The organism is Flavobacterium sp., from assembly GCF_004211145.1.
In the GTDB taxonomy this organism is placed as follows: domain Bacteria; phylum Bacteroidota; class Bacteroidia; order Flavobacteriales; family Flavobacteriaceae; genus Flavobacterium.
Genome location: NZ_SEBS01000051.1, coordinates 1 through 21,128, shown reverse-complemented (window position 1 = coordinate 21,128; position 21,128 = coordinate 1). Strand labels below are relative to the sequence as shown.

Below are 21,128 nucleotides of genomic sequence, written 5' to 3'. Positions count from 1 at the left end.
CACATAATCGCAAGCCGCCGCGAGCCCGACGCCGCCGCCGACCGCTTTTCCATGGACGCGTCCGACGATCAGTTTCGGACATTTCCGCATCGCATTGATCACGTTTGCGAAACCTGAGAAAAAGCGCGTTCCGTCGTCGAGGTTGGAAATTGCGAGCAGTTCATCGAACGAAGCACCGGCACAAAACGCGCCTTCGCCTTCGCTTTTCAATATGATCAGCGAAACGGAATCGGCGTTTCCCAAGGTTTCGAGCGATTCTGAAAGTTGCTGCAAAAGCGTCGAAGGAAACGAATTTCCCTGCGGATGCCCGAAAGTCACGGTTGCAATATTTTGTTCGATGGAAACGATTAGGGAACCCGGATGCGACATGCTTAAAAATTTACCCTAAAATTACACTTTTTGGTCAAACCACTTTTGTATTTTCACGAAAAGACTATCTTTGCGCTCGCCTCGGGGATGTAGCTCAGTTGGCTAGAGCGTTTGGCTGGCAGCCAAAAGGTCGTGGGTTCGAGCCCCATCTTCTCCACCGAGTAACACCAAGCCTGTACGAACTTAAGTACAGGCTTTTTCTTTTCGGAACTTTTTCGTTCCCCAAAAAACTTTAAAATCGAATTTGATATTTTGCCGAATCGGTGATTTTGGTAGAAAATACCGTAATCGAGTTAAAAATCGAAAAAAGAATTACACGACCTTTGAGAATTAGGGGATTTTAAAAATCGAAAATTCGCTTTTTAGATTGAATCTGTATTGTTTGATTGAGGCTGACCGCTGACATTATTTTTGTAACTTTAAGAGGACGAACGCAATACACTTTTTCAATCGAAGTGTCAAATTCAAAAAAAAACAACAACCAAATATGATTTCATTAAACGTAAACGGAAAAACCGAAACGCTCAACGTAAGTCCCGACATGCCACTACTTTGGGCACTTCGCGACAACCTTGGGCTGACCGGTACGAAATTCGGATGCGGCGTTGCGCAATGCGGCGCCTGCACGGTGCATTTGGACGGCGAGGCGGTTCGCTCATGCGTCACGAAAATGAGCCGGGCCGAAGGAAAGAAAGTCGTCACCATCGAAGGACTTTCAAAAAATAACGATCATCCCGCCCAAAAAGCATGGATCGAAGTCGATGCGCCACAATGCGGTTATTGCCATTCGGGGCAGATCATGTCGGCGGCCGTTTTGCTGCGCGAGAATCCGAACCCGAGCGATCAGGACATCGATGACGCAATGGCTGGAAATATTTGCCGTTGCGGGACTTATCCGCGTATCCGCAAAGCCATTCACCTCGCCGCCGAACTTCGGAAAAACGGAAAAATATAATCGCCTATGTCTGCATTTAAAAAATACAAAGCCATTTCAATAGGCTTGTTGTCGATTTTTGGGCTCGTGGCGTTCGCGTCGGTCGTCCATAAAAGTTCCAACGAGGTTTACGTCGAAATTCCCGTCGTCAAGAAGGACAGCGTCGCGTCAGTAAAAGCGTTCAAAGACGTTTACAAAGTGCTCATGAGCCCGCGTTGCCTCAATTGTCATCCAAAAGGCGACATTCCGCTTCAAGGCGACAACAACGTGTTGCACAGCATGCAGCCGAAACGTGGAAAAGACGGTAAAGGTTTGTATGCGATGAAGTGTTCGAACTGCCATCAGCCGTCAAATTCACCGGGATTGCATACGCCTCCGGGAAATCCTGAATGGCATTTGCCGCCTGCCGACATGAAGATGGTCTTCGAAGGACGCACGCCACATCAACTCGCCAAACAATTGATGGATCCGAAGCAAAACGGGCACAAGGATATGAAAAAACTCATCGCACATGCCGACGATGGACTGGTCAAAGCCGGCTGGAATCCAGGTGAAGGCCGAACCGTTCCGCCATTGACGCACGCCCAATTCAAAAAAGCGTGGCTGACCTGGCTTCAAACCGGCGCGTACGCTCCAGCGAAATAATTCCTTTACTCCTAAAGATTCCAAGATGACTAAAAATAACAACATTGATACTACGAGAAGGAATTTCCTCAAACTGTCAGGCCTTGGCGGCGTGGCACTTTGCCTAGGGATTGCCTTTGATGCCGACGGCGCGCCGACATTGGTTCGCCCGTCCGATCTGACCGCTGCCGAAATCGAGCTTTGCCCGTGGATCATCATCAATCCGTCGGGGAAAGTCACGATCGTGAACCACCGCGCTGAAATGGGACAAGGTTCCTATCATTCGGTGCCGCAAATCGTCGCCGAGGAACTCGAGGTCGATCTAAAAGACATCAATGTGATTTTCGCGATCGGAAATGAGAAAAAATACGGCGGACAAATCACAGGCGGAAGTTCCACGATCCGTTCTTCGTACAAAAACCTGCTTAAACTCAGCGCCTCGGCACGTGAAATGCTCGTTGCCGCAGCGGCCGCACAATGGAGCGTTCCGGTTTCAGAATGTTACGCCGAATCGGGCCACGTGTTCCACAAACCAACTCGCAGGAAAGTACATTACGGGGAAGTCGCCGACGCCGCATCGAAACTTCCGACGCCCGAATCTCCAAAACTCAAAAAAATCTCCGAATATCGGATCATCCGCAAGCCATTGAAGCGCATCGACACGCCGCTCAAGACAAATGGCGCGCTGATTTTCGGACTTGATAAAAGAATTCCGGGATTGCAGTTCGCCTCGGTGGAACGCGACCCGAGATATTTGGGCAAAGTCAAAAGTTTTGATGCTTCGGCCGCGCTCAAAGTTCCCGGCGTAAAAAAAGTTTTTAAGACTACGATGGGTTATTACGAATACAACCGTGAAGGCGTCGTCGTTTTGGCTGATTCGACTTGGGCCGCGCTCCAAGGTCGGAAAGCGTTGAAAGTCGAATGGGACAGCACAGGATTCAAACATTGGAGCACGCCTGAAATCTTTAACGCTCACGCCGAAATCCTCAAAACGCAGGAAGGAATGTCGCTCAAGACTCAGGGGAATCCGACCGAAATAATTTCCAAGGCCGCGAAGAAACTCGATGTCGTATACCAAACGCCGTATCAATCGCACGTGGCAATGGAACCCGTGAATTGCATCGCACATTATAAAGGCGATTCGATCGAGATTTGGGGCCCGGTTCAAGCGCCGGGCTGGATACAGGATTATGTCGGCAAGAAATTCGGCATCGATAAAGAAAAAGTCATCGTAAATATGACATTTTTGGGCGGCGGTTTCGGCCGCAAGGCTTTGACCGATTATCCGCATGAAGCCGTAGCCATATCGAAAGAAATCGGCGGTCCGGTCCAGGTAATTTGGACACGTGAAGACGACGCTACGATCGGCCCTTTCCGACCCGGAATCTCGTATCGTTGCGAAGGTACGGTCGGGAACGGTAAAATAGACGCGCTGAAATTCCGAATGGCCGGCCAGAACATTTCGCATTGGATGGGCGGTCCGAAAAACAAACCGAATGAGAACACGAGCGAAGGATTTTTGAAGCCTTACTACGATAGCATTAAGAATCTCAGCATCGCCGACGTTCCTTTTGAAACCACGATTCCAGTAAGTTTCTGGCGTTCGGTTTACGCTTCGACGAATGGTTTCGCCTATGAGAGTTTCATTGACGAATTGGCGCATGAGGCCGCAAAAGATCCGATGCAGTTCCGACGCGACCATTTGAAGGAAGACCGATGCCAAAAGCTCATCGACAAACTTGAGGAAGTTTCCGGCTGGAAAACGCGCAAGAAGAACGAAGGTTATGGCGTTGCGATCACCGAGTGTTTTGAAACAACGGTCGGGCAAATCGTAAAAGTTTCCAAGAATCCGAACGGAGGCGTCAAGATCGACAAGGTTTGGGCCGTCATGGATTGCGGTTGGTATGTGAATCCCGACATCATCCACGCTCAGGTCGAAGGTTCGATCGTGATGGGATTGGGTGCCGCGACGACGCATCAGATTACATTCAAAGACAACGTGGTCGAACAACATAATTTCTATGACTATCCGATGCCGCGAATCAACGAAATTCCGTCAATCGAAGTCCACATCATCGACAACGAAGAAGATGCGGGCGGAGTAGGCGAACCGGGATTGCCGCCGTTCGCTCCGGCTTTGGCGAACGCTATTTTCGATTTGACGGGAAAAAGGATCAGGACTTTGCCTTTTAGTTTAGCTTCGGTATAGTAATTTAGCCACGAATGCTCGAATTTCTGAACATTCGCGCATTCGTAACTGGCTTTCAACATGCAACACCCGATAATTTATTTGGACAACAACGCCACGACGCGCACTGATGATCGCGTGGTCCAGGCGATGCTGCCTTTTTTTACTTCCGAATATGCGAATTCAGGATCGGCGCATTTGTTCGGACTTTCGGCAAACGAAGCCGTCGATGACGCTCGCTTGCAAGTAGCCGAATTCATCAATTCCAAACCCAATGAAATCGTATTCACGTCGGGCGCGACCGAGGCAATAAATCTTGTACTCAAAGGGTTTCCGAATCAAAATCGTAAACATATCGTAACGGTAAATTCGGAACACAAAGGGGTTTTGGATACATGCCGATTCTTGGAAAGTGACTTCGATGTCACGTATTTGAACGTCGATGAAAAAGGTGAGATTTCACTCGGACAATTGGAGAATGCGATAACCGAAAATACTTTTCTTGTCAGCGTAATGTTCGCCAACAACGAAATCGGAAACCTAAATCCGATTAAGGAAATGGTCAAGATCGCCCGCGAAAAAGGTGCGCTTTTCATGACCGATGCCACTCAGGCTGTCGGCAAAATTCCGGTTGACGTGAAAGATTTGGATGTCGATTTCCTCGTATTCTCGGCCCATAAATTTTACGGCCCGAAAGGAATCGGAGCGCTTTACATTTCTTCCGACAACAAAAAAAAACCTCACGCCTTGATCCACGGAGGCGGCCAGCAACGCAACCGTCGCAGCGGAACATTGAACGTTCCCGGAATTGTCGCGATGGGAAAGGCGTGCGAGATCGCTCAGTCAGAAATGGGTGGAAACGCCGTACATATCGGGAAACTTCGCGATATGCTTGAGAAAGGGTTATTGGAAATCGACGGCGCGTTCGTGAACGGAACTATCGAGAACCGATTGTTCAACACAACCAACATTTGCTTTCCGGGAATCGATTCCGATAAATTGATTCTGCAATTGCAAAATATCGCCGTTTCAAACGGGTCGGCTTGTTCGGCTGTGTCGACAGAACCGTCGCATGTGTTGAAGGCGATCGGTTTGTCCGATGAAAATGCGTTGGCTTCGATCCGATTCAGTCTCGGGAAATACAATACGTCACGCGAAATCGACACGACGATCGAACGCGTAAAAATCTTGGTTTCGGAGCTTCGGAAATAATCAATGCGGTTCGTTGTCGCGCACACTGAAAACGTGCAAAACCTGTGGGAAAATCGCCTGCAGGCTTTCCTCGACGCCTTTTTTCGAACCAGGCAAAGTAATCACAAGAGTTTCTCCTGCAAAACCTGCAATTCCGCGTGAAAGCATGGCGGTTTTGACGCGATCCTGTCCATACGCGCGAGCCGTTTCCATGATGCCCGGAATCTCCGTGTCAATCAAATCCGATAAAGCTTCGGGCGTGACATCGCGTTTTGACAATCCGGTTCCACCCGTGAAAAACACCAGATCGGTTGATTGGTCTTGTTGATTTTTTAGCGCTTCTTGAATCGCTGAAATTTCGTCGGGAACTACCTTGTAAGCGGTATTTTCCAATCCGTTTTTCTCCAAAATGGCGATGATCGCTTTTCCGGACGTATCTTCTTTTTCACTTTTATAGACCGAATCGCTGCACACGATCACCGCTGTTTTCAAGTCCGTAGGATGTTTCGCGTCTGATTTCCCGCCTCGTTTTTCGACCAATTTTATGTTTGCGATTTGAACGTTCTTGTCGATCGGTTTGAGCATGTCGTACATCACCAAGGCCGCGACCGACGCACCGTGCATGGCCTCGACCTCGACTCCGGTTTTGTAGATCGTTTTGACTTCGACCGAAATCAAAATGGAAAGTCCTTCGATTGTATACGTGATCCCCGAGAATTCCACGGGCAACGGATGGCAATCGGGAATCACATCGCTCGTTTTCTTGATCGCAAACAGCGCCGCGGCACGTGAAAATTCGAAAATATCGCCTTTTGGAACTTGTCGGTTCTCGATAGCTGAAATCGTTTCGGGCCTTGAAACGACGACGGTTGCCGAAGCGATTGCCGTGCGGAGCGTGTTGGTTTTGTGCGTAATATCTACCATTATTTATTGGTTTTCCATTGGTGGGTTTCGTCGGCGAAAAGCTCTTTTCCCCAAACGGGAAGCTCGGCCTTGATGCGTTCGACAACGTCGGAACAGGCTTCGATTGCGGTTTTTCTATGTTTTGAAGACGTGAAGACGAATAAACAAATCTCGCCCGCTTTCACTTCGCCCAAACTGTGATGGATGTGCATGCATGTGAGTTCGTATTTGGCGAAAATTTCCTCGCGGATTTCGTGCATTTTTGCGAGCGACATTTCCTCGTATGTCGTGTAGTCGATGGCCGCAACGGTTTTCCCATCAACTTCATCGGCGCGAACCTGCCCGAGGAAAATACTGTGCGCTCCGATGTTCGTTTTCGATGAATGTTTGGCGATGCTGTCGGAAATAAAAGTCGGAGAAATCGCGCCTTGCGTAAAAATATTCTTGATCGGTTTATCCATTTTGGTGTTCGTTTAAGGCAATCATTCCGCCTTTCAGATGGCTGATTTTTTTGGTCGCGCCGAAGTTTTGTTGCAGGATTTTCGCGGCTTTGAGACTGCGTTTCCCGCTTTGGCAAAAAAGTACGATTTCAGTCTCGGCAATTTCGGAAATATTTTGCGAAAGTCGTGACAGCGGAATGTTCGTGTTTGCAAATTCGGCTTTTGGTGTTTCCGATGGTTCGCGAACGTCGATTATCAACGTGTCGGATTCGCTTGTTTTTTCGAGAAACTCCGATGGTTCCAGTTCGATGAGGTTCGGCAATCCGCTTCCGCAAAACCAATCGTAGTTCATGTTTTCGAAGTCGCTTCGGTTTTTGGGACGCGACTTTTGGTTGCTTTCGTCCGGTGAAATTTCGATGACGAAACTTTCGTACGTCAACAAATTCATCGTCAATAGTTTATTCGTGAGCAAGCCATCCAAACTACAAATCAATTTTATGGTTTCCACGGCCTGCAACGTTCCGATCGTCCCTGGAAGTACGCCTAAAACGCCGGCTTCGTTGCAATCGAGGACTTCGGATGCATCTGGTGGAATCGGGAATAAATCCCGGTAATTCGCAGCAGTTTCATTGGAATTGAAAACCACGACCTGACCTTCGAATTGAAAAATCGCGCCGAAAACCAACGGTTTCTTGAGCAAGACGCAAACGTCGTTTATCAAATAACGTGACGCGAAATTGTCGGTGCAATCGATGGCGATTTCGTAATCGGAAAGTAAATCGAACGCATTGGAAACCGTGATATTTTCGTCGAAGGATTCAATTTTGATTTCGGGATTTAGTTTGCGCAGTTTTTCGGCCGAAGTCGATGCTTTGGGTTTCCCGACATCTAAAGTTTCAAACAAAACCTGTCGCTGCAAATTGCTCAGCGCGACTTTGTCTCCATCGACGATTCCGATTTTACCGACTCCGGCCGCGACCAGATATTGCAAGACCGGACAACCCAAACCGCCCGCCCCGATGACGAGCACGCTTGCCTTGTCGAGCTCTCGTTGTGCTTCCAAACCGAAACTTTTCAGTGAATAGTGGCGCGCATATCTTGGGTTTTGTGTATTCATCATCCTCCGGAATAAGGCGGCATGAGCGCGATTTCGTCGGATTCCGTCAATTTTATGTTTTCGGAAATGACTTTCTTGTTAACGGCGATCGCAAATTTCTTGTCGGATAATTCGGGAAACGACCGAATCAAACCCGTACGTAAATTTTCGACATCGGACGCATCCAAATTGAATTCCTTGCCTGTGATTTCGGCGATTTGCCCGAATGCCAATACTTTCATTACGGAACTTTTTGGATCAGGATTTTTGAGAAGTTTTTCACGTAGCGTCGGCCCGTGGCTTTATCGGTCGGCGTAATTAAAATGAGGCCTTCTTTTTGGGAAATTGTTGGTTTTCCTCCGATTTCCGTCACGATCAAAGCCTTGTTTCCGGTTTCGCTGTTGAAGATTTCGTTCCATGAGAATACGACTTTATATCCGTCGTCGGCGATACAAACGATGTAGAATTCGCTTAGGAATTTGGGCGAATTGACGCTGAATTCAGCCTTTTCGAGAACGTCTTTGAGCAAAACACCCTTGATTCCCTTGAGGCTCGATTTGCGCTCCATCTTGTGGTTCCAGATCGTAACGCTGTCAATCGATTGGGATTTGTACGACTTCAAATCGTCGAACTTCACGGTGAACGGTTTGGCGATCTGGCCTTCGACGGTAATCGAAGTCGTAACCTGCGCCTGAAGCGACACGCAAACGAAAAACGCGAACAAAATAAGATATTTCATAATTAAGCTGTGGTGAATAAAAGTTTATAGGAAGCCAAAAGTAAAACGGTTGCCAAGATGTATTTGAGGACGTTTTGAGTGAATTTGAGCGAGCCGAAATACGCGCCCAAAAGCCCGCCCGAAAATGCGACGGCCACGTAAATGATCATGTTCGAATTGAATTCTATGCCTTTCGTAAACTGGCCCAAAAGTCCTGCAATCGAATTTACGAAAATAAACAACGCGCTGATGGCGGCGGTCTGTTTCTGGTTCGTCCATAATAAGAGCAGCAGTATCGGTGACAAAATTATGCCGCCTCCGATTCCGATCATGCCCGAAAGCAATCCGACGACGGCTCCGATCGCGAGCGCTCCGTAAAGGTTGTACGGTTTCAATTCTTCATCTTTCGGATTCTTGAAAAAGAAGAAGCGAATCACGGGAAACAGTAATAAAATCCCCAAAATTCGTTTGTAGATATTTTCCTCAAGCGTGATCATGCCGCCGATGAACGCCATCGGGACCGACGCCGCCGAAACCGCCAAAAACAAATTGCGCAAGAAGAATTTCCCGCGGTAATATTGTATGAACGACGTGAGCGAAACGAACAAATTGAGCATCAACGCGGTCGGTTTCATTTCTTGGGGAGCGACGCCGTACAACGCCATGAGCGCCAAATAACCGCTCGCGCCACCGTGCCCGACTGCCGAGTAAAGGAAGGCGACGCAGAAAAGGATGATGTAGAAAAGTTCTATTGACATAAATTTTTGCTTTAGGCAGTAAGCTTTAGGCTTTAGGCTTTAGGCTTTGTGCTTTTTAAATTGGCGATTCAGTCTTTAATGACTTTAGTATCGGTAGACGACGCTCGCGAAATAATTACGGCCGGCTTCGAAATAGCCTTCCACAAGTTCGTAATTCTTATCGAATATATTGTTGACGCCGCCTTCAATCGAGAACCATTTGTACACTTTTACCGACGCGCTCACATTGAAAATCTGGAACGAACGTGTCGTTGTTCCGTATGACGTGCTGTATCGGCGCGAATTGTGCTCCATGTTCGCCTGCGCGCGCAAACGGTCTTTCCAGTCGTATTGCGTGTAAACAAAGAACTTGTTTTTGGGGACGTCGACGAGTTTCAGGTTCGGATTACTCAGGTTGTTGCGTTCAATGAACGTGTAATTCGCGCCCAATAAAAACGACGGAAATATCTTGTAATCGGCCGAAATTTCAAATCCCATGTATTCGCTTGTTCCCGTATTCTGCAGCTGGCTCAGGAAAATCTTCTGTTCCTGATCGAATTGGACGTTGTTGACCATCATGATCGTGTTGTGTATTTTGCTGTAGAATGCCGCGCCTGAGATCTGGAGTTTTTCGGTGATTTTCCCGACGTAGGCCAAATCGTAATTGATCGCGTATTCAGCCTCGAGATCGGGATTCGGAATCGCCGTTCCAAGCCTGTATGAATATCGGTCCTTCGTCGTGGCGAAACGGGTTTTGCGCCCGATTGAAAGCGTAACGGTGTTGTTCGGATTTGCTTTGTAAACCAATCCGCCCTGAACATTGAACGCGTTGTTGCTGTTCGACGGATAATTCGTGATCAAGTTCGTGTCGCCGTTGAAATCCTCGGCATCGATGCTCGAGCGGTTGTTGAAACTCGCGCCCGTAAGCAACTGCAGTTTTTGGGTGATCAAAAATTCGTTTTCAAGCGCGACCGTGAACGTACCGTCGCTCATAGTGCGCTGCGGTTCTCCGACGTTGTTTTCGCGATGCACGTCCTGTTTGTAATGGACCGACGCCGAAATCTTGTCGCGTTTGCCGATCGACTTGTCATATTGGACGATTCCGCCGAACGAATAGTCGTCGTAAATGCTTCGGAACGCATACGGTCGCGTCATCGCACTGTAGGTCGCGTCGTCCCACGAATCGAGCTGGTTTTTAAACGCGTCGTAATAAAACCGCGTCTTGATCGATTGCGTACTGTCGATGGACGTGTTCGAAATAAAATACAAACTTTGCTTGTCCCACTTGGGCCAACGCCAAAATCTTGGGCGCGCCAACAACGTGTTCAGCGGATCGGTTCCTGCGTAAACGGGATTGCCTTTTTCGCCTTTTTGATAGGTGTAAGCGAGTGCGTATTCGGATTTTTCATTCGGCGTGAACGCGACTTTTATGTGGTATTTTTCATCCTCGGAATACGAATTGTCGCGCTGGCGTCCGTTTTCATTGGGGACAGGAATAAAATCGCTTGACAACGGGAAATAATCGCGTTTTAGTTTCGAGATTCCGGCCTGGACGTAGAACTTTTTCCATTTGCTTCCGATGTTGAGATTGCTTCTGAAACCGCCCGTAACGAATCCTGTCGCGCCGTTCAATTCAAACGCTTTCGACGGTTTTCTCGTAATGAGATTGATCGCTCCGCCAAGCGCATTCGGGCCGTAATTCACCGATGTATACCCTTTGGAAACCTGGATCGCGCTCAGGTCGAACGTCGTGAATCGCGCCAAATCGACATAACCATCATACGGAACATAGACTGGAATTCCGTCGATCAAAACGGGAACCTGTCGCAAATCGAAGCCGCGAACTTGGACGGTCGATTCGTTTCTGGGTCCGACGCCTGAAAGTATCACGCCCGGAATCAAATTGAGCGCGTCGCCGATGTCGGTTTTTGCGAACGTTTCGATTTGGGTGGCGTTCACGGTGTTCTTGTCATTCGGTTTTATAATGACCACTTCGCCAAGCTTAAAACGCTGGTTGATGCTATCTTTCTGCGTTTCGGTCGTTTGGGAAACGGCACAATTCGCCGATAGCAAGATGCCGAAAAGTAAAAGGTTCTTCATGAAAAAGGTAAAATTTCAGTTGTTTCGTTTAGATCGGCAGCAAATGGACGTTGACGACATCCTCGGCCTCGCAACCCGCGCAGTCTTCGTCGAGCACGATAAAACAATTCGCCTGCGCGAACGAATGTAGCCGGAACGATTCCTGTGCGTGCAACGGCGTGACTTGGCCGTTGTCATAAAACGCTTTCACGAAATGCGTAAGTCCGGCGGGTTTCGCGTAATCGTGCGTCAAAATCGCCTTGTTTTCACGCACCGAATTTTCTTTTCGCAGGATTTTTTCAAGAGCAGGCAACACATATTCGTAAAAACACGTGAGCGACGATGATGGATTTCCGGGCAAACCGAAGACGAGTTTTTCTTGTTTCGTGCCGAAAAACAAGGGTTTCCCGGGTTTTTGTTTGATCTTGTGGAAGTATTGTTCCACGCCGCAAGCTTCAGCCGACGAAACGACGTAATCGTAATCGCCGACGCTGACGCCACCGTTTAAAAGGATGATGTCGTGTTTTTCAAGAGCCGATTTCAAGACCATTTGCAATTGCTCGGGCGAATCTTCGGCCGTAAAAATTTCAATTTCGGTGATTCCGGCTTTCTTCAACGCACTTCCGAGTGACACCGAATTAGCCTCGTAAACCTGTCCGAATTCCAACGCTTTTCCGGGTTGTTGCAATTCGTTTCCGGTCAAGATCAGTGCGACCGATGGCGCTGAGAAAACGCCCACGTCAGTGCATCCGATTCCCGCCAAAAAACCAAGCGCGGCCGATGAAAGGTACGTTCCTTTCGCAATCGCGATTTCGCCTTTCCGAGCTTCGGCACCTTTGGGTCGTACGTTCAAACCTTCGAGCAGATTGTCGTCGGCTAAAATCAATTTATTACCGTCGCGTCGGATTTTTTCCTGCATGACGACCGTATCGGCTCCGTCGGGCAGAGGCGCGCCCGTGAAAATCCGCGTCGCTTCTCCTTTGTGGATCGTGAGTTTTGTGGGCGTTCCGGCGGCCATTTCGCCAATGACTTTGAGCGTGTCGTCGCGATCCTCGAATTTTATCGCATAACCGTCCATTGACGATTGGGCGAAATTCGGGATGTCGTTTGGTGAGATTACGTCTTCGGCGAGCACATGTGAAAACGCGTCGAGTAAGGTTTTCTTCTTGATGATCGTCAAATTTGTGGCGTCGAGAATGATTTGTTTGGCTTCGGATACTGAAATCATGAAAGTTGTTTTAATTGGTCGTAATCTTCCTGGGTGTCGATGTCGATATTTCCTCGTTCAAATGCGACCGATGCAACGTCATGACCGTATTGCTCGAACATTTTCTTGGCGCCCTGGAATCCCGTGAGCGACAATAACGAGGGAAAATATTTCTTTGCAAATAACGTCGGAGCGCCCAAAGTTCCTGCGTAAGCCGAGGCGATTATGGGTTTTCGAGTGCGCAGGAATTCAATCAACAATTTGTCGAAAATCCCGTCGTCGAGGAACGGTTGGTCGCAGACCGTGAGGATACATTCGGAAATTTCGGGCGCGAGTTCGAGTAATTTGTACAGCCCCGAACCGATCGATGACGCCATTCCGCTTTCCCAATCTTCATTGTGTACGACGGTTGCTTTTGAGAGATCGACGACTCTTTCAATCGCGGCGTGATTCGCTCCCGTGACAACAATGACGCGGCTTCCGGGAACATTGAGCGCAACATTGACCGCGTGCTGCAAAAGCGGTTTTCCTTTGTATTCGAGCAATTGTTTCGGTCGACCCAAGCGAGACGAGCTTCCGGCGGCAAGAATGATTATTCCCAGTTCGTACTTCATCAGCCGCCTATTGTGATCATGCTTCGATTTTGGATTTTGGCCGCGTCGAGGTCTTCGAAAACGCCGCTGAACTGGCCGCCGAGCGCTTTCGCTTTTGCCTGTATCGACGCGTTTATGAGCGGAAGGATTTCTTCTCCTTTTCGCAACGCACCCAAAAGATCGGTTTCTTCTTTGGAGAACAGGCAATTTTTGAGTTTTCCGTCGGCGGTAAGTCGCATGCGGTTACACGATTCACAGAACGGTTCGCTCATCGTGCTGATAACGGCGAAACTGCCCGCGTGACCCGGAATCATATAATTTTTTGCCGTGTCGTTCGGTTTTGGTGCAACGGGAATCGCATCGTATTTCGAACTGATTTCGAGCAACATCTCGTGCAACGTAAACACTTGGTTGCTCGTCCATTGATTGCCTGCGAACGGCATGAATTCGATGAAACGCACTTCGATCGGATAGTGTTTCGTGAGTGCGATAAAGTCCAGAATCTCGTTGTCGTTCAAGCCTTTCATGACCACGACGTTTATTTTTGGGTGAATGCCGTTGTCGAGAAGCAATTCGATGTTCGATCGGACGCGATGGTACAAATCCCGACGCGTAATCTTGAGGAATTTGTCGGGCTGCAACGTGTCGAGGCTGATGTTGAACGATTTAATGTTCGCCGCTAAAAGCTCGGGAAGCATTTCGTTTATGCGGATTCCGTTGGTCGTGATCGCGAGTTCGACGCCGAGTTTTCCAAGCGATTCGATGATTTTTGGCGCGTCTTTCCGGACCAAAGGTTCGCCTCCGGTCAATCGGATTTTTTTTACGCCTTGGGAAACGAACAGTTTTGCAAGCGTTTCGATTTCGCCGACCTGCATCAATTTCGCCGCGGGCGCGAATGCGTATTTTTCTTCGGGCATGCAGTAAAAGCAGCGCAGATTGCAGTTGTCGGTCAGGGAAATCCTGAGATAATCGTGCACGCGTCCAAAAGTATCCTGTATCATTTTCGTGTTTTTAGGCTACGGTTGCAGCGTGGATTTTGTCGGTTTTGAATTTGAGAAGACCGCCTTTTCGATTGGTCATCACAGCTTTGATTTCGGAAACTATGGAAATCGCTATTTCCTCTGATGTTTCGGCTCCGATGTCAAGGCCGATAGGCGCGTAAATTCGTGAAAGTTGCTCGCTGGTGACTTTGATTCCGTCCGATTCCAGGTCAAGCAACATCCTGTCCAATTTCGTTTTCGGGCCTAAAATTCCGATATACCGAATGTCGGTTTCGAGCAATAATTTCAATAGCGCAAGATCGTATTTGTAATTGTGCGTCATCAAAGCGAAGTAGGTATTCGAATCGATCGTAATTTTTTCAATGAGTTCCAGCGGTTTCGCGACGAGAACGGATTTTGCCTCGGGGAAGCGGTTTTGTTTGGCGTGGCTTGAGCGTCCGTCGGCGATCGTGGTTTCCCAGCCTAACAACGATGCGGCCTTCGCGAGCGGTTGCACGTCGTTTCCGGCGCCAGCGACAATCAATGACGTTGGCGGCGGAATGAATTCGATCAGCGCTTCGCTATTGTTAGTACTATTATTATTGGTTATTATTTTGGTCGATTTCGTTTTTATGGCCGATTGGGCTTCGGCGATAAGGTTTTGGCCGATGTCGTTCGATGAAATACAATTGCTTTCAGATCGGAAGAACAGGCTCGTTCCGGGTTGCGACTGGTTTCGGTCGGTTGAAAAGACAACGGCGATGGCGGCGGCTTGCCTTTCGGTCTGCAGCCTTTTTAAAAGAGAAATGGGATTCTTCGGATTGGTTTCGTCGATGAATTCGAAAAGGATGTGGACGATTCCGTTGCAGCCCAATTGCACGCCAAATTCGGCATCGTCGTCGCTGCTCGTGTCATACGTAATCAACTTATTTTGCTGTTGATCGATACACAAAAGCGCCTTTCGCAATGCGTCGCCTTCGAGACATCCGCCGCTGATTGCGCCCGTCAACATGCCGTCTTGCGTTACCAACATGCGCGCTCCGGGCTGCCGGTATGACGAACCTTCGACTTTAACAACGGTCGCCAACGCGCATTTTTTCTGCGTTGCCGTGGCGAAGAAATATGCTTCGAGTATGTCGTTGATTTCTTTCATGACGCTTAAATCAAATCCGCATTGGTATTGACACACTTAAATTAGTCAATTTATAGCGAACACCGAAACTTTCGGGTATAAACAAAGCTATCACATTCTTGAAAGTAATGGGAATTTAGGCGTTGGAATCAGTGATTTTGGTAGAGAAAAGGGGATTTGGTTGGGAAAGATTTGAAATTCATATTGTCATTTCCGATCCCTAATCAAACTCAAATCCTTCTTCATCTCCATCATCATTTTCATCAAGCCATCCAAATCGCCGGCGCTTTCGGGCAATTTCGAGCTGTGGAAACTATGGAATTTCCAAATCTCCAAGACCTCGTCGACGGTAACTTCATACGGTGAATATTGGGAGTTGAGCGATTCCAGCACGAAGGTTTTGTTGTTTAGCGTCACTTGTTTGAATACGAATTCCTGCTCGCCTTTGAGGATCACGATGCACAGGGTTTTGTCCTTTATGTCGTTCCAATTTTCGACGTATTTGCAAATGATATCGCTGTTTTCAGGGATCGGAAGCATGCTGTCGCCCATGGTCGGAAACATCCTGAACGTGCCGCCTTTTGGAAGGTTCGGAAGGTTGAACTTGGGTAAAGTCGCCAGAAATTCAGGATCGTGGAAGCCCGCGCGATATCCCGCTTTGGCTTTCACGGGCACATATTCCATGTTTTCACGGTTGTTTTTGTCGACCGTAATGGCGAGCACGCGAATATTTCCGCCGGCCATGTAGACGTCATTTCCGGCTTCGAGTTCGCGCAATTTTAGTTCGCCGAGTCTGGACAAATCCACTTTCAATAGCGTATCGATGCTCATTTTGAAGAATTCCGAGAACCTATACAAGTCCTCGATTGGCGGATTCGTCGTTTTTCCGCTTTCGTGGCCCGCGAGTTTCGATCTTGAGATGTTCAATTGTAATGAAAGATCGGATTGGCTGATTTTCATTCGATTGCGTAAAAAACTAATGTTAATTCCCCAAAAAAACTTTTGACTTTCCATTGAAAATGTTATTATTGAGAACAGACTTTTGTTCGCATTAGGAACAAATATATAAAATGTAGTCGGAAGATGACGAATAAGGCCGAAAAATTAGAAATCGTGAAAAAGCTGCAGCGGGAAATCAATCTGTTGCAAGGCTTGGGGAAACCGTCGAGCACAATTGCCAAACGGCAGGTCGGGCTGTTCGAGGATGCGTTTCCCGATCGCGTTTTCCCAATCGGTACCGTTCATGAATTTTTAAGTTACCAGGCCGCCGACGCCGCTTCGACGAATGGTTTCATAACCGCGCTCGCCTCGACATTCCTGAATCGCGACGGGATTTGTTTGTGGATCGGGCGCAATCGGAAGATCTATCCGCCTGGCCTGACCTATTTCGGGGTAAAGCCGGAACGCGTGATTTTCATCGACCTTCACAAACAGCAGGATTTGCTTTGGACGATAGAAGAAGCCTTGAAATGTGACGCGCTTACGACCGTTGTCGGCGAGATAAAGGAACTCGGATTCACGGAATCCCGACGGTTGCAACTGGCCGTGGAACGCAGCGGTGTGACGGGATTTATCCATCGGTACAACCCGAAGTCCGAGAACAGCGTGGCCTGCACGACGAGATGGAAAATAACGCCCGTAGCCGGAATTGCGCAAGACGGGCTTCCCGGAGTCGGGCACAGTTGCTGGAACGTGGAATTGCTTAAAGTACGCAACGGCAGGCCGGGTTCGTGGCAAATCGGATGGTCGGCGGATCGATTCGTGCCAGTGGCCGATCGCGATATCGAAATAGCAATCGAAGAACGTCAGGCGGGATAATGGCGCGCTATGTTTCCATATGGTTTCCGTATTTGCTTACGGATTACGTGGTGCGTAAAAAAAGCGAACTGCGCGATGTCGCCTTTGTCGTTGCCTCGCCCGAACGCGGACGTCTGCTCGTCAAGGCCGCCAACGCACTGGCCGTCAAAAAAGGCATACACACGGGAATGGTCGTGGCCGATTGCAAAGCGATTTTTCCCGATTTGGAAGTCATCGAAGCCGAAGCCGGACGAGCCCAAAAACTGTTGCGTGCCCTGGCCGAATGGTGCATCGGATATACGCCGTTTTCATCAGTGGACTCGCCCGACGGATTGATCCTCGACGGTTCCGGTTGCGCGCATCTTTGGGGAGGCGAACAAAAATACCTCGAAAGCATGCGCGCAAGATTGGGCAATTACGGATACCACGTCCAAGTCGCGATGGCAGATACGATCGGAGCCGCATGGGCAATGGCGCGATTCGGGTCAGGAATCGAGGTCGTAAAACCGGGAAGCCAGCATCACGCTTTGATACAGTTGCCCGCGGCGGCTTTGCGACTGGAAGAACCTGTTTTGGCGAAACTCAAGAAATTGGGTTTGGATCGCGTGGGGAGTTTTATCGCGATGCCACATTCGGCGTTGAGACGGCGATTCGGACCGACGTTGCCGCATCGGATTTCGCAGGCGCTCGGGCATCAAATCGAGATCGTGCAGCCCGTCAAGCCCATCGAACCTTATCAGGAACGATTGCCGACTCTCGAATTGGTTTGTACGGCGACGGGAATCGAAATCGCTTTGGAACAGCTTCTCGAAATGTTGTGTGCGCGTTTCGAAAAAGAAGGCGTCGGCCTGCGTTCGTGCGTGTTTAAAGCATATCGCATCGATGGAGACGTGCAGCAGATCGACATCGGAACAGGACATCCGTCGAAAAGCCTCAAACATCTTTTCAAGTTGTTCGAGCACAAGATCGGGATGTTCGAACCCGCCTTGGGTTTTGAGCTTTTCATACTCGAGGCGCCCAAAGTCGAACCCGTCACCAACGAGCAAGGCGCGATTTGGGATGCGTCGGGCAAAAATGACATGAAAATCGCCGAATTGCTCGACCGCGTGGCATCGAAAACCGATTCGAGATACATCAACCGCTACTTGCCCGCCGAACATTATTGGCCCGAGCGTTCGATAAAGCAAGCCGCGTCTTTACATGAAGAACCTGCAACCTATTGGCGCAGCGATTTGCCCCGTCCGATCCATTTGTTGACGAAGCCTGAAATTATAGAGGTTGCCGTACGGATTCCCGATTATCCGCCGATCCAATTTTCATATAAAGGAGAGCGATTCGAGGTTGCGAAAGCCGACGGACCCGAACGCATCGAACAGGAATGGTGGATCGAAAACGGCCACTTCCGAGATTATTATTGCATTGAAGACACACATGGTGCGCGTTTTTGGCTGTTCCGATTAGGACCATACGACGACAACCCAAAATGGTTCATCCACGGATTTTTTGCCTGATCATGAGTTACACCGAATTACAAGTCACGTCGAATTTTAGCTTTTTGCGAGGCGGTTCCCATCCGGAGGAACTCGTCATGCGCGCGAAGCAACTCGGTTATTCGAGGATCGCGATCGCCGACCGGAATACGTTGGCAGGGATCGTGCGTGCCTATGCGCAGGCAAAAAAGGAAAATGCCGAGAGTGAAAATCCTGGGTTCAAAATAATAGTAGCTTGCCATCTGGAATTGCTCGACGGGCCGCCGCTGTTGGCTTACCCGACGAATAAGCAGGCGTATGCGAATTTGTCGGCGTTGCTGTCGGTCGGTAACCAGAGAGCTGAGAAAGGAAAATGTTTTTTGTATAAATCCGATGTGTATAAATTCTCTGAAGGATTAAAATTCGTCTCGATCGCGCCATTGTCGATGAATTCCGATTTTGATTTCGATGAGGAATTTAAGTCGGCGTTGAAGGAATATAGGAATGCATTGGAAAAATCATTGTACCTGGCCGCCAACAGGTCGTATCAGGCCAACGATAACAAGCGCTTGTTCCGGATCTCGCAACTCTGTGACGAGCTCGATGTTAGGATGGTCGCCACGAACGATGTCTATTATCACGAACCCGAACGCCGACAATTACAGGATGTGTTGACCTGCGTCCGAGAAAAATGCACGATCTACAACGCGGGTTTCAAATTGCACCAAAACGCCGAGCGTCATTTGAAGACCATCGATGAAATGCAACGTCTTTTCCGCGAGTATCCTGACGCGATCGCAGCCACACAGGAGATCGCCGACGCCTGCCAGTTTTGTTTGAGCGAGCTGAAATATGTCTATCCCGAAGAAATCACATCGGGCGGCAGAACGCCTCATCAAGAGTTGGAAATGCTGACCTGGCAAGGCGCCCGCGAGCAATTCGGAGATGAAATACCCGCTGGGATCGAAGAAAAAATCAAGTTCGAACTTGAATTCATGGAACGGAAAGACTACGCGGCCTATTTCCTGACAGTCTATGATTTCGTGCGGTTTGCGAGAGGTCGCGATATTTTGTGTCAGGGTCGAGGTTCGGCGGCGAATTCGGTCGTGTGTTATTGCCTCGGGATAACGTCGGTAAATCCGGCGAAAATCAATTTGCTTTTTGCGCGATTCATGTCAGATGCGCGAGACGAACCGCCCGATATCGACGTGGATTTCGAACACGAAAGGCGAGAGGAAGTCATCCAGTATATTTACGAAAAGTACGGACGCGACCGTGCCGCGATCGTGGCGACCGTCACGCAAGTCCACAACAAAGGCGCAATCCGCGACGTGGCGAAGGCAATGGGAATGTCGGTCGATGCGATCGGGCGGCTTTCGAGCTCGATCTGGGAATTTACCGACGATTGGATGCAAAGCGACCGCATCTCGTCTGAAGGTTTCAATCCCAAAGATCCGCATTTGATGAAAGTACTCGATTTGACGCGCCAGTATGTTGGATTTCCACGTCAACTCGGCCAACATACGGGCGGTTTTATCATAACGCGAGGCAAACTTTCAGATTTGTGCCCAATCCTGAACGCACGCATGGAAAACCGCACGAACATCGAATGGAACAAGGACGACATCGAGACTTTAGGGTTTTTGAAAGTCGATGTTTTGGCGCTCGGCATGCTCACCTGTATCCGGAAGGCGTTCGATTTGTGCAAAAAACACTACGCGAAATCGTACACGTTGGCGAATATTCCGCAGGACGACATGAATGTTTACGATATGATCTGCAAAGCCGACACATTGGGTGTGTTCCAAATTGAGAGCCGCGCCCAAATGTCGATGTTGCCGCGGTTGAAGCCTCGTTGTTTCTACGATCTGGTCATCGAGGTCGCGATCGTGCGGCCCGGCCCGATACAGGGCGATATGGTGCATCCGTATTTGCGACGTCGCGACGGGCTTGAGGAAGTTACGTTTCCGTCAAAAGAACTCGAAAATATTTTGGGTCGCACGAAAGGCGTTCCGCTTTTTCAGGAACAAGCCATGGAAATCGCCATCGTGGCCGCGGGTTTCACGCCTGCCGAAGCCGACGGTTTACGCCGAAGCATGGCGACATTCAAAGCCAAAGGAAAAGTCAGCGATTGGGAAATAAAACTCGTGGAAGGAATGGTCAGGAAAGGCTATGACGAAGCGTTCGCCAAACGCGTGTTCCGTCAGCTCGAAGGCTTCGGATCGTATGGTTTTCCTGAAAGCCATGCCGCGAGTTTTGCGCTTTTGGTCTATGTTTCTTCATATCTGAAATGCTATCATCCCGACGTTTTCGCCGCCGCGCTGCTCAATAGTCTGCCGATGGGATTCTATCAACCCGCGCAAATCGTCATCGATGCCAAAAACCACAATGTCGAAGTGCGTCCCATTGACATCAATTATTCGCAATGGGATTGCATCCTGGAAGAAAAAGTTAACGATTATTGCGCGCTACGACTCGGATTTCGACAAATAAAGGGATTGGGGCAGGAAGATGTTGAGCGTTTGGTCGGTGCCAGAAAAACGGGTTTTCATCAGATCCATTCGCTTTTGGACGCGGGCGTTTCCATGTTCGCGCTTGAACGTTTGGCCGACGCCGATGCTTTTAGATCGATCGGGCTCGACAGGAGGCGCGCGCTTTGGGAAGTTTCGGC

Annotated in this window: 20 protein-coding genes and 1 tRNA gene; 8 read left to right on the top strand and 13 right to left on the bottom strand. The window is 49.0% G+C overall.

The features are described from left to right. On the bottom strand, positions 1-369 hold a 369-nt coding region (locus EOO50_RS16420; protein ID WP_290841373.1), incomplete at its 3' end, for an enoyl-CoA hydratase/isomerase family protein. Between the two features lie 83 nt (positions 370-452). On the opposite strand from EOO50_RS16420, the gene EOO50_RS16415 reads away from it, so the two are divergent. The 5 genes from EOO50_RS16415 (at position 453) to EOO50_RS16395 (ending at position 5,327) form a co-directional block, all read left to right on the top strand. Further along, a tRNA-Ala gene (locus EOO50_RS16415) sits at positions 453-526 on the top strand. 330 nt (positions 527-856) lie between these two features. Then, the gene (locus EOO50_RS16410) at positions 857-1,324 is read left to right on the top strand and encodes a (2Fe-2S)-binding protein (protein ID WP_290841372.1); all 468 of its coding nucleotides are present in this window, start codon (positions 857-859) and stop codon (positions 1,322-1,324) included. A gap of 6 nt (positions 1,325-1,330) precedes the next feature. Continuing rightward, positions 1,331-1,948, top strand: coding sequence for a hypothetical protein (locus EOO50_RS16405; RefSeq protein WP_290841371.1), 618 nt, complete (start codon positions 1,331-1,333; stop codon positions 1,946-1,948). A 25-nt stretch (positions 1,949-1,973) separates the two neighbouring features. After that, the gene (locus EOO50_RS16400; protein ID WP_290841370.1) at positions 1,974-4,136 is read left to right on the top strand and encodes a molybdopterin cofactor-binding domain-containing protein; all 2,163 of its coding nucleotides are present in this window, start codon (positions 1,974-1,976) and stop codon (positions 4,134-4,136) included. A gap of 60 nt (positions 4,137-4,196) precedes the next feature. Continuing rightward, positions 4,197-5,327 (top strand): cysteine desulfurase family protein, encoded by a 1,131-nt coding sequence (locus EOO50_RS16395; protein WP_290841369.1) that lies wholly within the window; start codon positions 4,197-4,199, stop codon positions 5,325-5,327. Here EOO50_RS16395 and moaCB read toward each other — a convergent pair whose 3' ends face one another. The 12 genes from moaCB to EOO50_RS16335 form a co-directional block, all read right to left on the bottom strand. Continuing rightward, positions 5,328-6,230 carry a bifunctional molybdenum cofactor biosynthesis protein MoaC/MoaB gene (gene moaCB, locus EOO50_RS16390; protein WP_290841368.1) on the bottom strand — a complete coding sequence of 301 codons (903 nt, stop codon included), beginning with the start codon at positions 6,228-6,230 and terminating at the stop codon, positions 5,328-5,330. It abuts the gene before it with no gap. Continuing rightward, positions 6,230-6,670, bottom strand: a complete 441-nt coding sequence (locus EOO50_RS16385) for a molybdenum cofactor biosynthesis protein MoaE (RefSeq protein ID WP_290841367.1) — start codon at positions 6,668-6,670, stop codon at positions 6,230-6,232. Before EOO50_RS16385 ends, moaCB begins: the two co-directional genes overlap by 1 nt. Further along, entirely contained in the window at positions 6,663-7,766 is a 1,104-nt protein-coding gene (locus EOO50_RS16380) for a HesA/MoeB/ThiF family protein (RefSeq protein WP_290841374.1), read from the bottom strand. Before EOO50_RS16380 ends, EOO50_RS16385 begins: the two co-directional genes overlap by 8 nt. Then, the gene (locus tag EOO50_RS16375) at positions 7,766-7,987 is read right to left on the bottom strand and encodes a MoaD/ThiS family protein (protein WP_290841366.1); all 222 of its coding nucleotides are present in this window, start codon (positions 7,985-7,987) and stop codon (positions 7,766-7,768) included. The genes EOO50_RS16380 and EOO50_RS16375 overlap by 1 nt, the downstream gene beginning before the upstream one ends. Further along, positions 7,987-8,484, bottom strand: a complete 498-nt coding sequence (locus tag EOO50_RS16370) for a molybdopterin-binding protein (protein ID WP_290841365.1) — start codon at positions 8,482-8,484, stop codon at positions 7,987-7,989. Before EOO50_RS16370 ends, EOO50_RS16375 begins: the two co-directional genes overlap by 1 nt. A 2-nt stretch (positions 8,485-8,486) precedes the next feature. Continuing rightward, complete coding sequence (locus EOO50_RS16365) at positions 8,487-9,221, bottom strand: sulfite exporter TauE/SafE family protein (protein ID WP_290841364.1); 735 nt, start codon at positions 9,219-9,221, stop codon at positions 8,487-8,489. A gap of 84 nt (positions 9,222-9,305) precedes the next feature. Continuing rightward, positions 9,306-11,300 (bottom strand): TonB-dependent receptor, encoded by a 1,995-nt coding sequence (locus tag EOO50_RS16360; protein WP_290841363.1) that lies wholly within the window; start codon positions 11,298-11,300, stop codon positions 9,306-9,308. A gap of 28 nt (positions 11,301-11,328) precedes the next feature. After that, positions 11,329-12,507 carry a gephyrin-like molybdotransferase Glp gene (glp, locus tag EOO50_RS16355; RefSeq protein WP_290841362.1) on the bottom strand — a complete coding sequence of 393 codons (1,179 nt, stop codon included), beginning with the start codon at positions 12,505-12,507 and terminating at the stop codon, positions 11,329-11,331. Further along, positions 12,504-13,100 carry a nucleotidyltransferase family protein gene (locus EOO50_RS16350; RefSeq protein ID WP_290841361.1) on the bottom strand — a complete coding sequence of 199 codons (597 nt, stop codon included), beginning with the start codon at positions 13,098-13,100 and terminating at the stop codon, positions 12,504-12,506. Before EOO50_RS16350 ends, glp begins: the two co-directional genes overlap by 4 nt. Further along, a complete protein-coding gene (gene moaA, locus EOO50_RS16345; RefSeq protein WP_290841360.1) occupies positions 13,100-14,080 on the bottom strand; it encodes a GTP 3',8-cyclase MoaA in 981 nt (326 codons plus the stop codon). Before moaA ends, EOO50_RS16350 begins: the two co-directional genes overlap by 1 nt. 10 nt (positions 14,081-14,090) lie before the next feature. Next, positions 14,091-15,212: an XdhC/CoxI family protein gene (locus tag EOO50_RS16340; protein WP_290841359.1), complete on the bottom strand. Its 1,122-nt coding sequence runs from the start codon at positions 15,210-15,212 to the stop codon at positions 14,091-14,093. A 186-nt stretch (positions 15,213-15,398) separates the two neighbouring features. Next, the gene (locus EOO50_RS16335) at positions 15,399-16,205 is read right to left on the bottom strand and encodes a helix-turn-helix domain-containing protein (protein WP_290841358.1); all 807 of its coding nucleotides are present in this window, start codon (positions 16,203-16,205) and stop codon (positions 15,399-15,401) included. Between the two features lie 99 nt (positions 16,206-16,304). On the opposite strand from EOO50_RS16335, the gene EOO50_RS16330 reads away from it, so the two are divergent. The 3 genes from EOO50_RS16330 to EOO50_RS16320 form a co-directional block, all read left to right on the top strand. Further along, a complete protein-coding gene (locus EOO50_RS16330) occupies positions 16,305-17,009 on the top strand; it encodes a hypothetical protein (RefSeq protein ID WP_290841357.1) in 705 nt (234 codons plus the stop codon). Then, positions 17,009-18,499, top strand: coding sequence for a DNA polymerase Y family protein (locus tag EOO50_RS16325; RefSeq protein ID WP_290841356.1), 1,491 nt, complete (start codon positions 17,009-17,011; stop codon positions 18,497-18,499). Before EOO50_RS16330 ends, EOO50_RS16325 begins: the two co-directional genes overlap by 1 nt. Then, positions 18,472-21,128: error-prone DNA polymerase (locus EOO50_RS16320; RefSeq protein WP_290841355.1), on the top strand; the 2,657-nt coding region annotated here is incomplete at its 3' end. The genes EOO50_RS16325 and EOO50_RS16320, both read left to right, overlap by 28 nt.

Bases quoted from the DNA above. Each gene is read 5' to 3' on its own strand.
- EOO50_RS16410 (WP_290841372.1), top strand. From the start codon at position 857: ATGATTTCATTAAACGTAAACGGAAAAACCGAAACGCTCAACGTAAGT.
- EOO50_RS16405 (WP_290841371.1), top strand. From the start codon at position 1,331: ATGTCTGCATTTAAAAAATACAAAGCCATTTCAATAGGCTTGTTGTCG.
- EOO50_RS16400 (WP_290841370.1), top strand. From the start codon at position 1,974: ATGACTAAAAATAACAACATTGATACTACGAGAAGGAATTTCCTCAAA.
- EOO50_RS16395 (WP_290841369.1), top strand. From the start codon at position 4,197: ATGCAACACCCGATAATTTATTTGGACAACAACGCCACGACGCGCACT.
- moaCB (WP_290841368.1), bottom strand. From the start codon at position 6,230: ATGGTAGATATTACGCACAAAACCAACACGCTCCGCACGGCAATCGCT.
- EOO50_RS16385 (WP_290841367.1), bottom strand. From the start codon at position 6,670: ATGGATAAACCGATCAAGAATATTTTTACGCAAGGCGCGATTTCTCCG.
- EOO50_RS16380 (WP_290841374.1), bottom strand. From the start codon at position 7,766: ATGAATACACAAAACCCAAGATATGCGCGCCACTATTCACTGAAAAGT.
- EOO50_RS16375 (WP_290841366.1), bottom strand. From the start codon at position 7,987: ATGAAAGTATTGGCATTCGGGCAAATCGCCGAAATCACAGGCAAGGAA.
- EOO50_RS16370 (WP_290841365.1), bottom strand. From the start codon at position 8,484: ATGAAATATCTTATTTTGTTCGCGTTTTTCGTTTGCGTGTCGCTTCAG.
- EOO50_RS16365 (WP_290841364.1), bottom strand. From the start codon at position 9,221: ATGTCAATAGAACTTTTCTACATCATCCTTTTCTGCGTCGCCTTCCTT.
- EOO50_RS16360 (WP_290841363.1), bottom strand. From the start codon at position 11,300: ATGAAGAACCTTTTACTTTTCGGCATCTTGCTATCGGCGAATTGTGCC.
- glp (WP_290841362.1), bottom strand. From the start codon at position 12,507: ATGATTTCAGTATCCGAAGCCAAACAAATCATTCTCGACGCCACAAAT.
- EOO50_RS16350 (WP_290841361.1), bottom strand. From the start codon at position 13,100: ATGAAGTACGAACTGGGAATAATCATTCTTGCCGCCGGAAGCTCGTCT.
- moaA (WP_290841360.1), bottom strand. From the start codon at position 14,080: ATGATACAGGATACTTTTGGACGCGTGCACGATTATCTCAGGATTTCC.
- EOO50_RS16340 (WP_290841359.1), bottom strand. From the start codon at position 15,212: ATGAAAGAAATCAACGACATACTCGAAGCATATTTCTTCGCCACGGCA.
- EOO50_RS16335 (WP_290841358.1), bottom strand. From the start codon at position 16,205: ATGGAAAGTCAAAAGTTTTTTTGGGGAATTAACATTAGTTTTTTACGC.
- EOO50_RS16325 (WP_290841356.1), top strand. From the start codon at position 17,009: ATGGCGCGCTATGTTTCCATATGGTTTCCGTATTTGCTTACGGATTAC.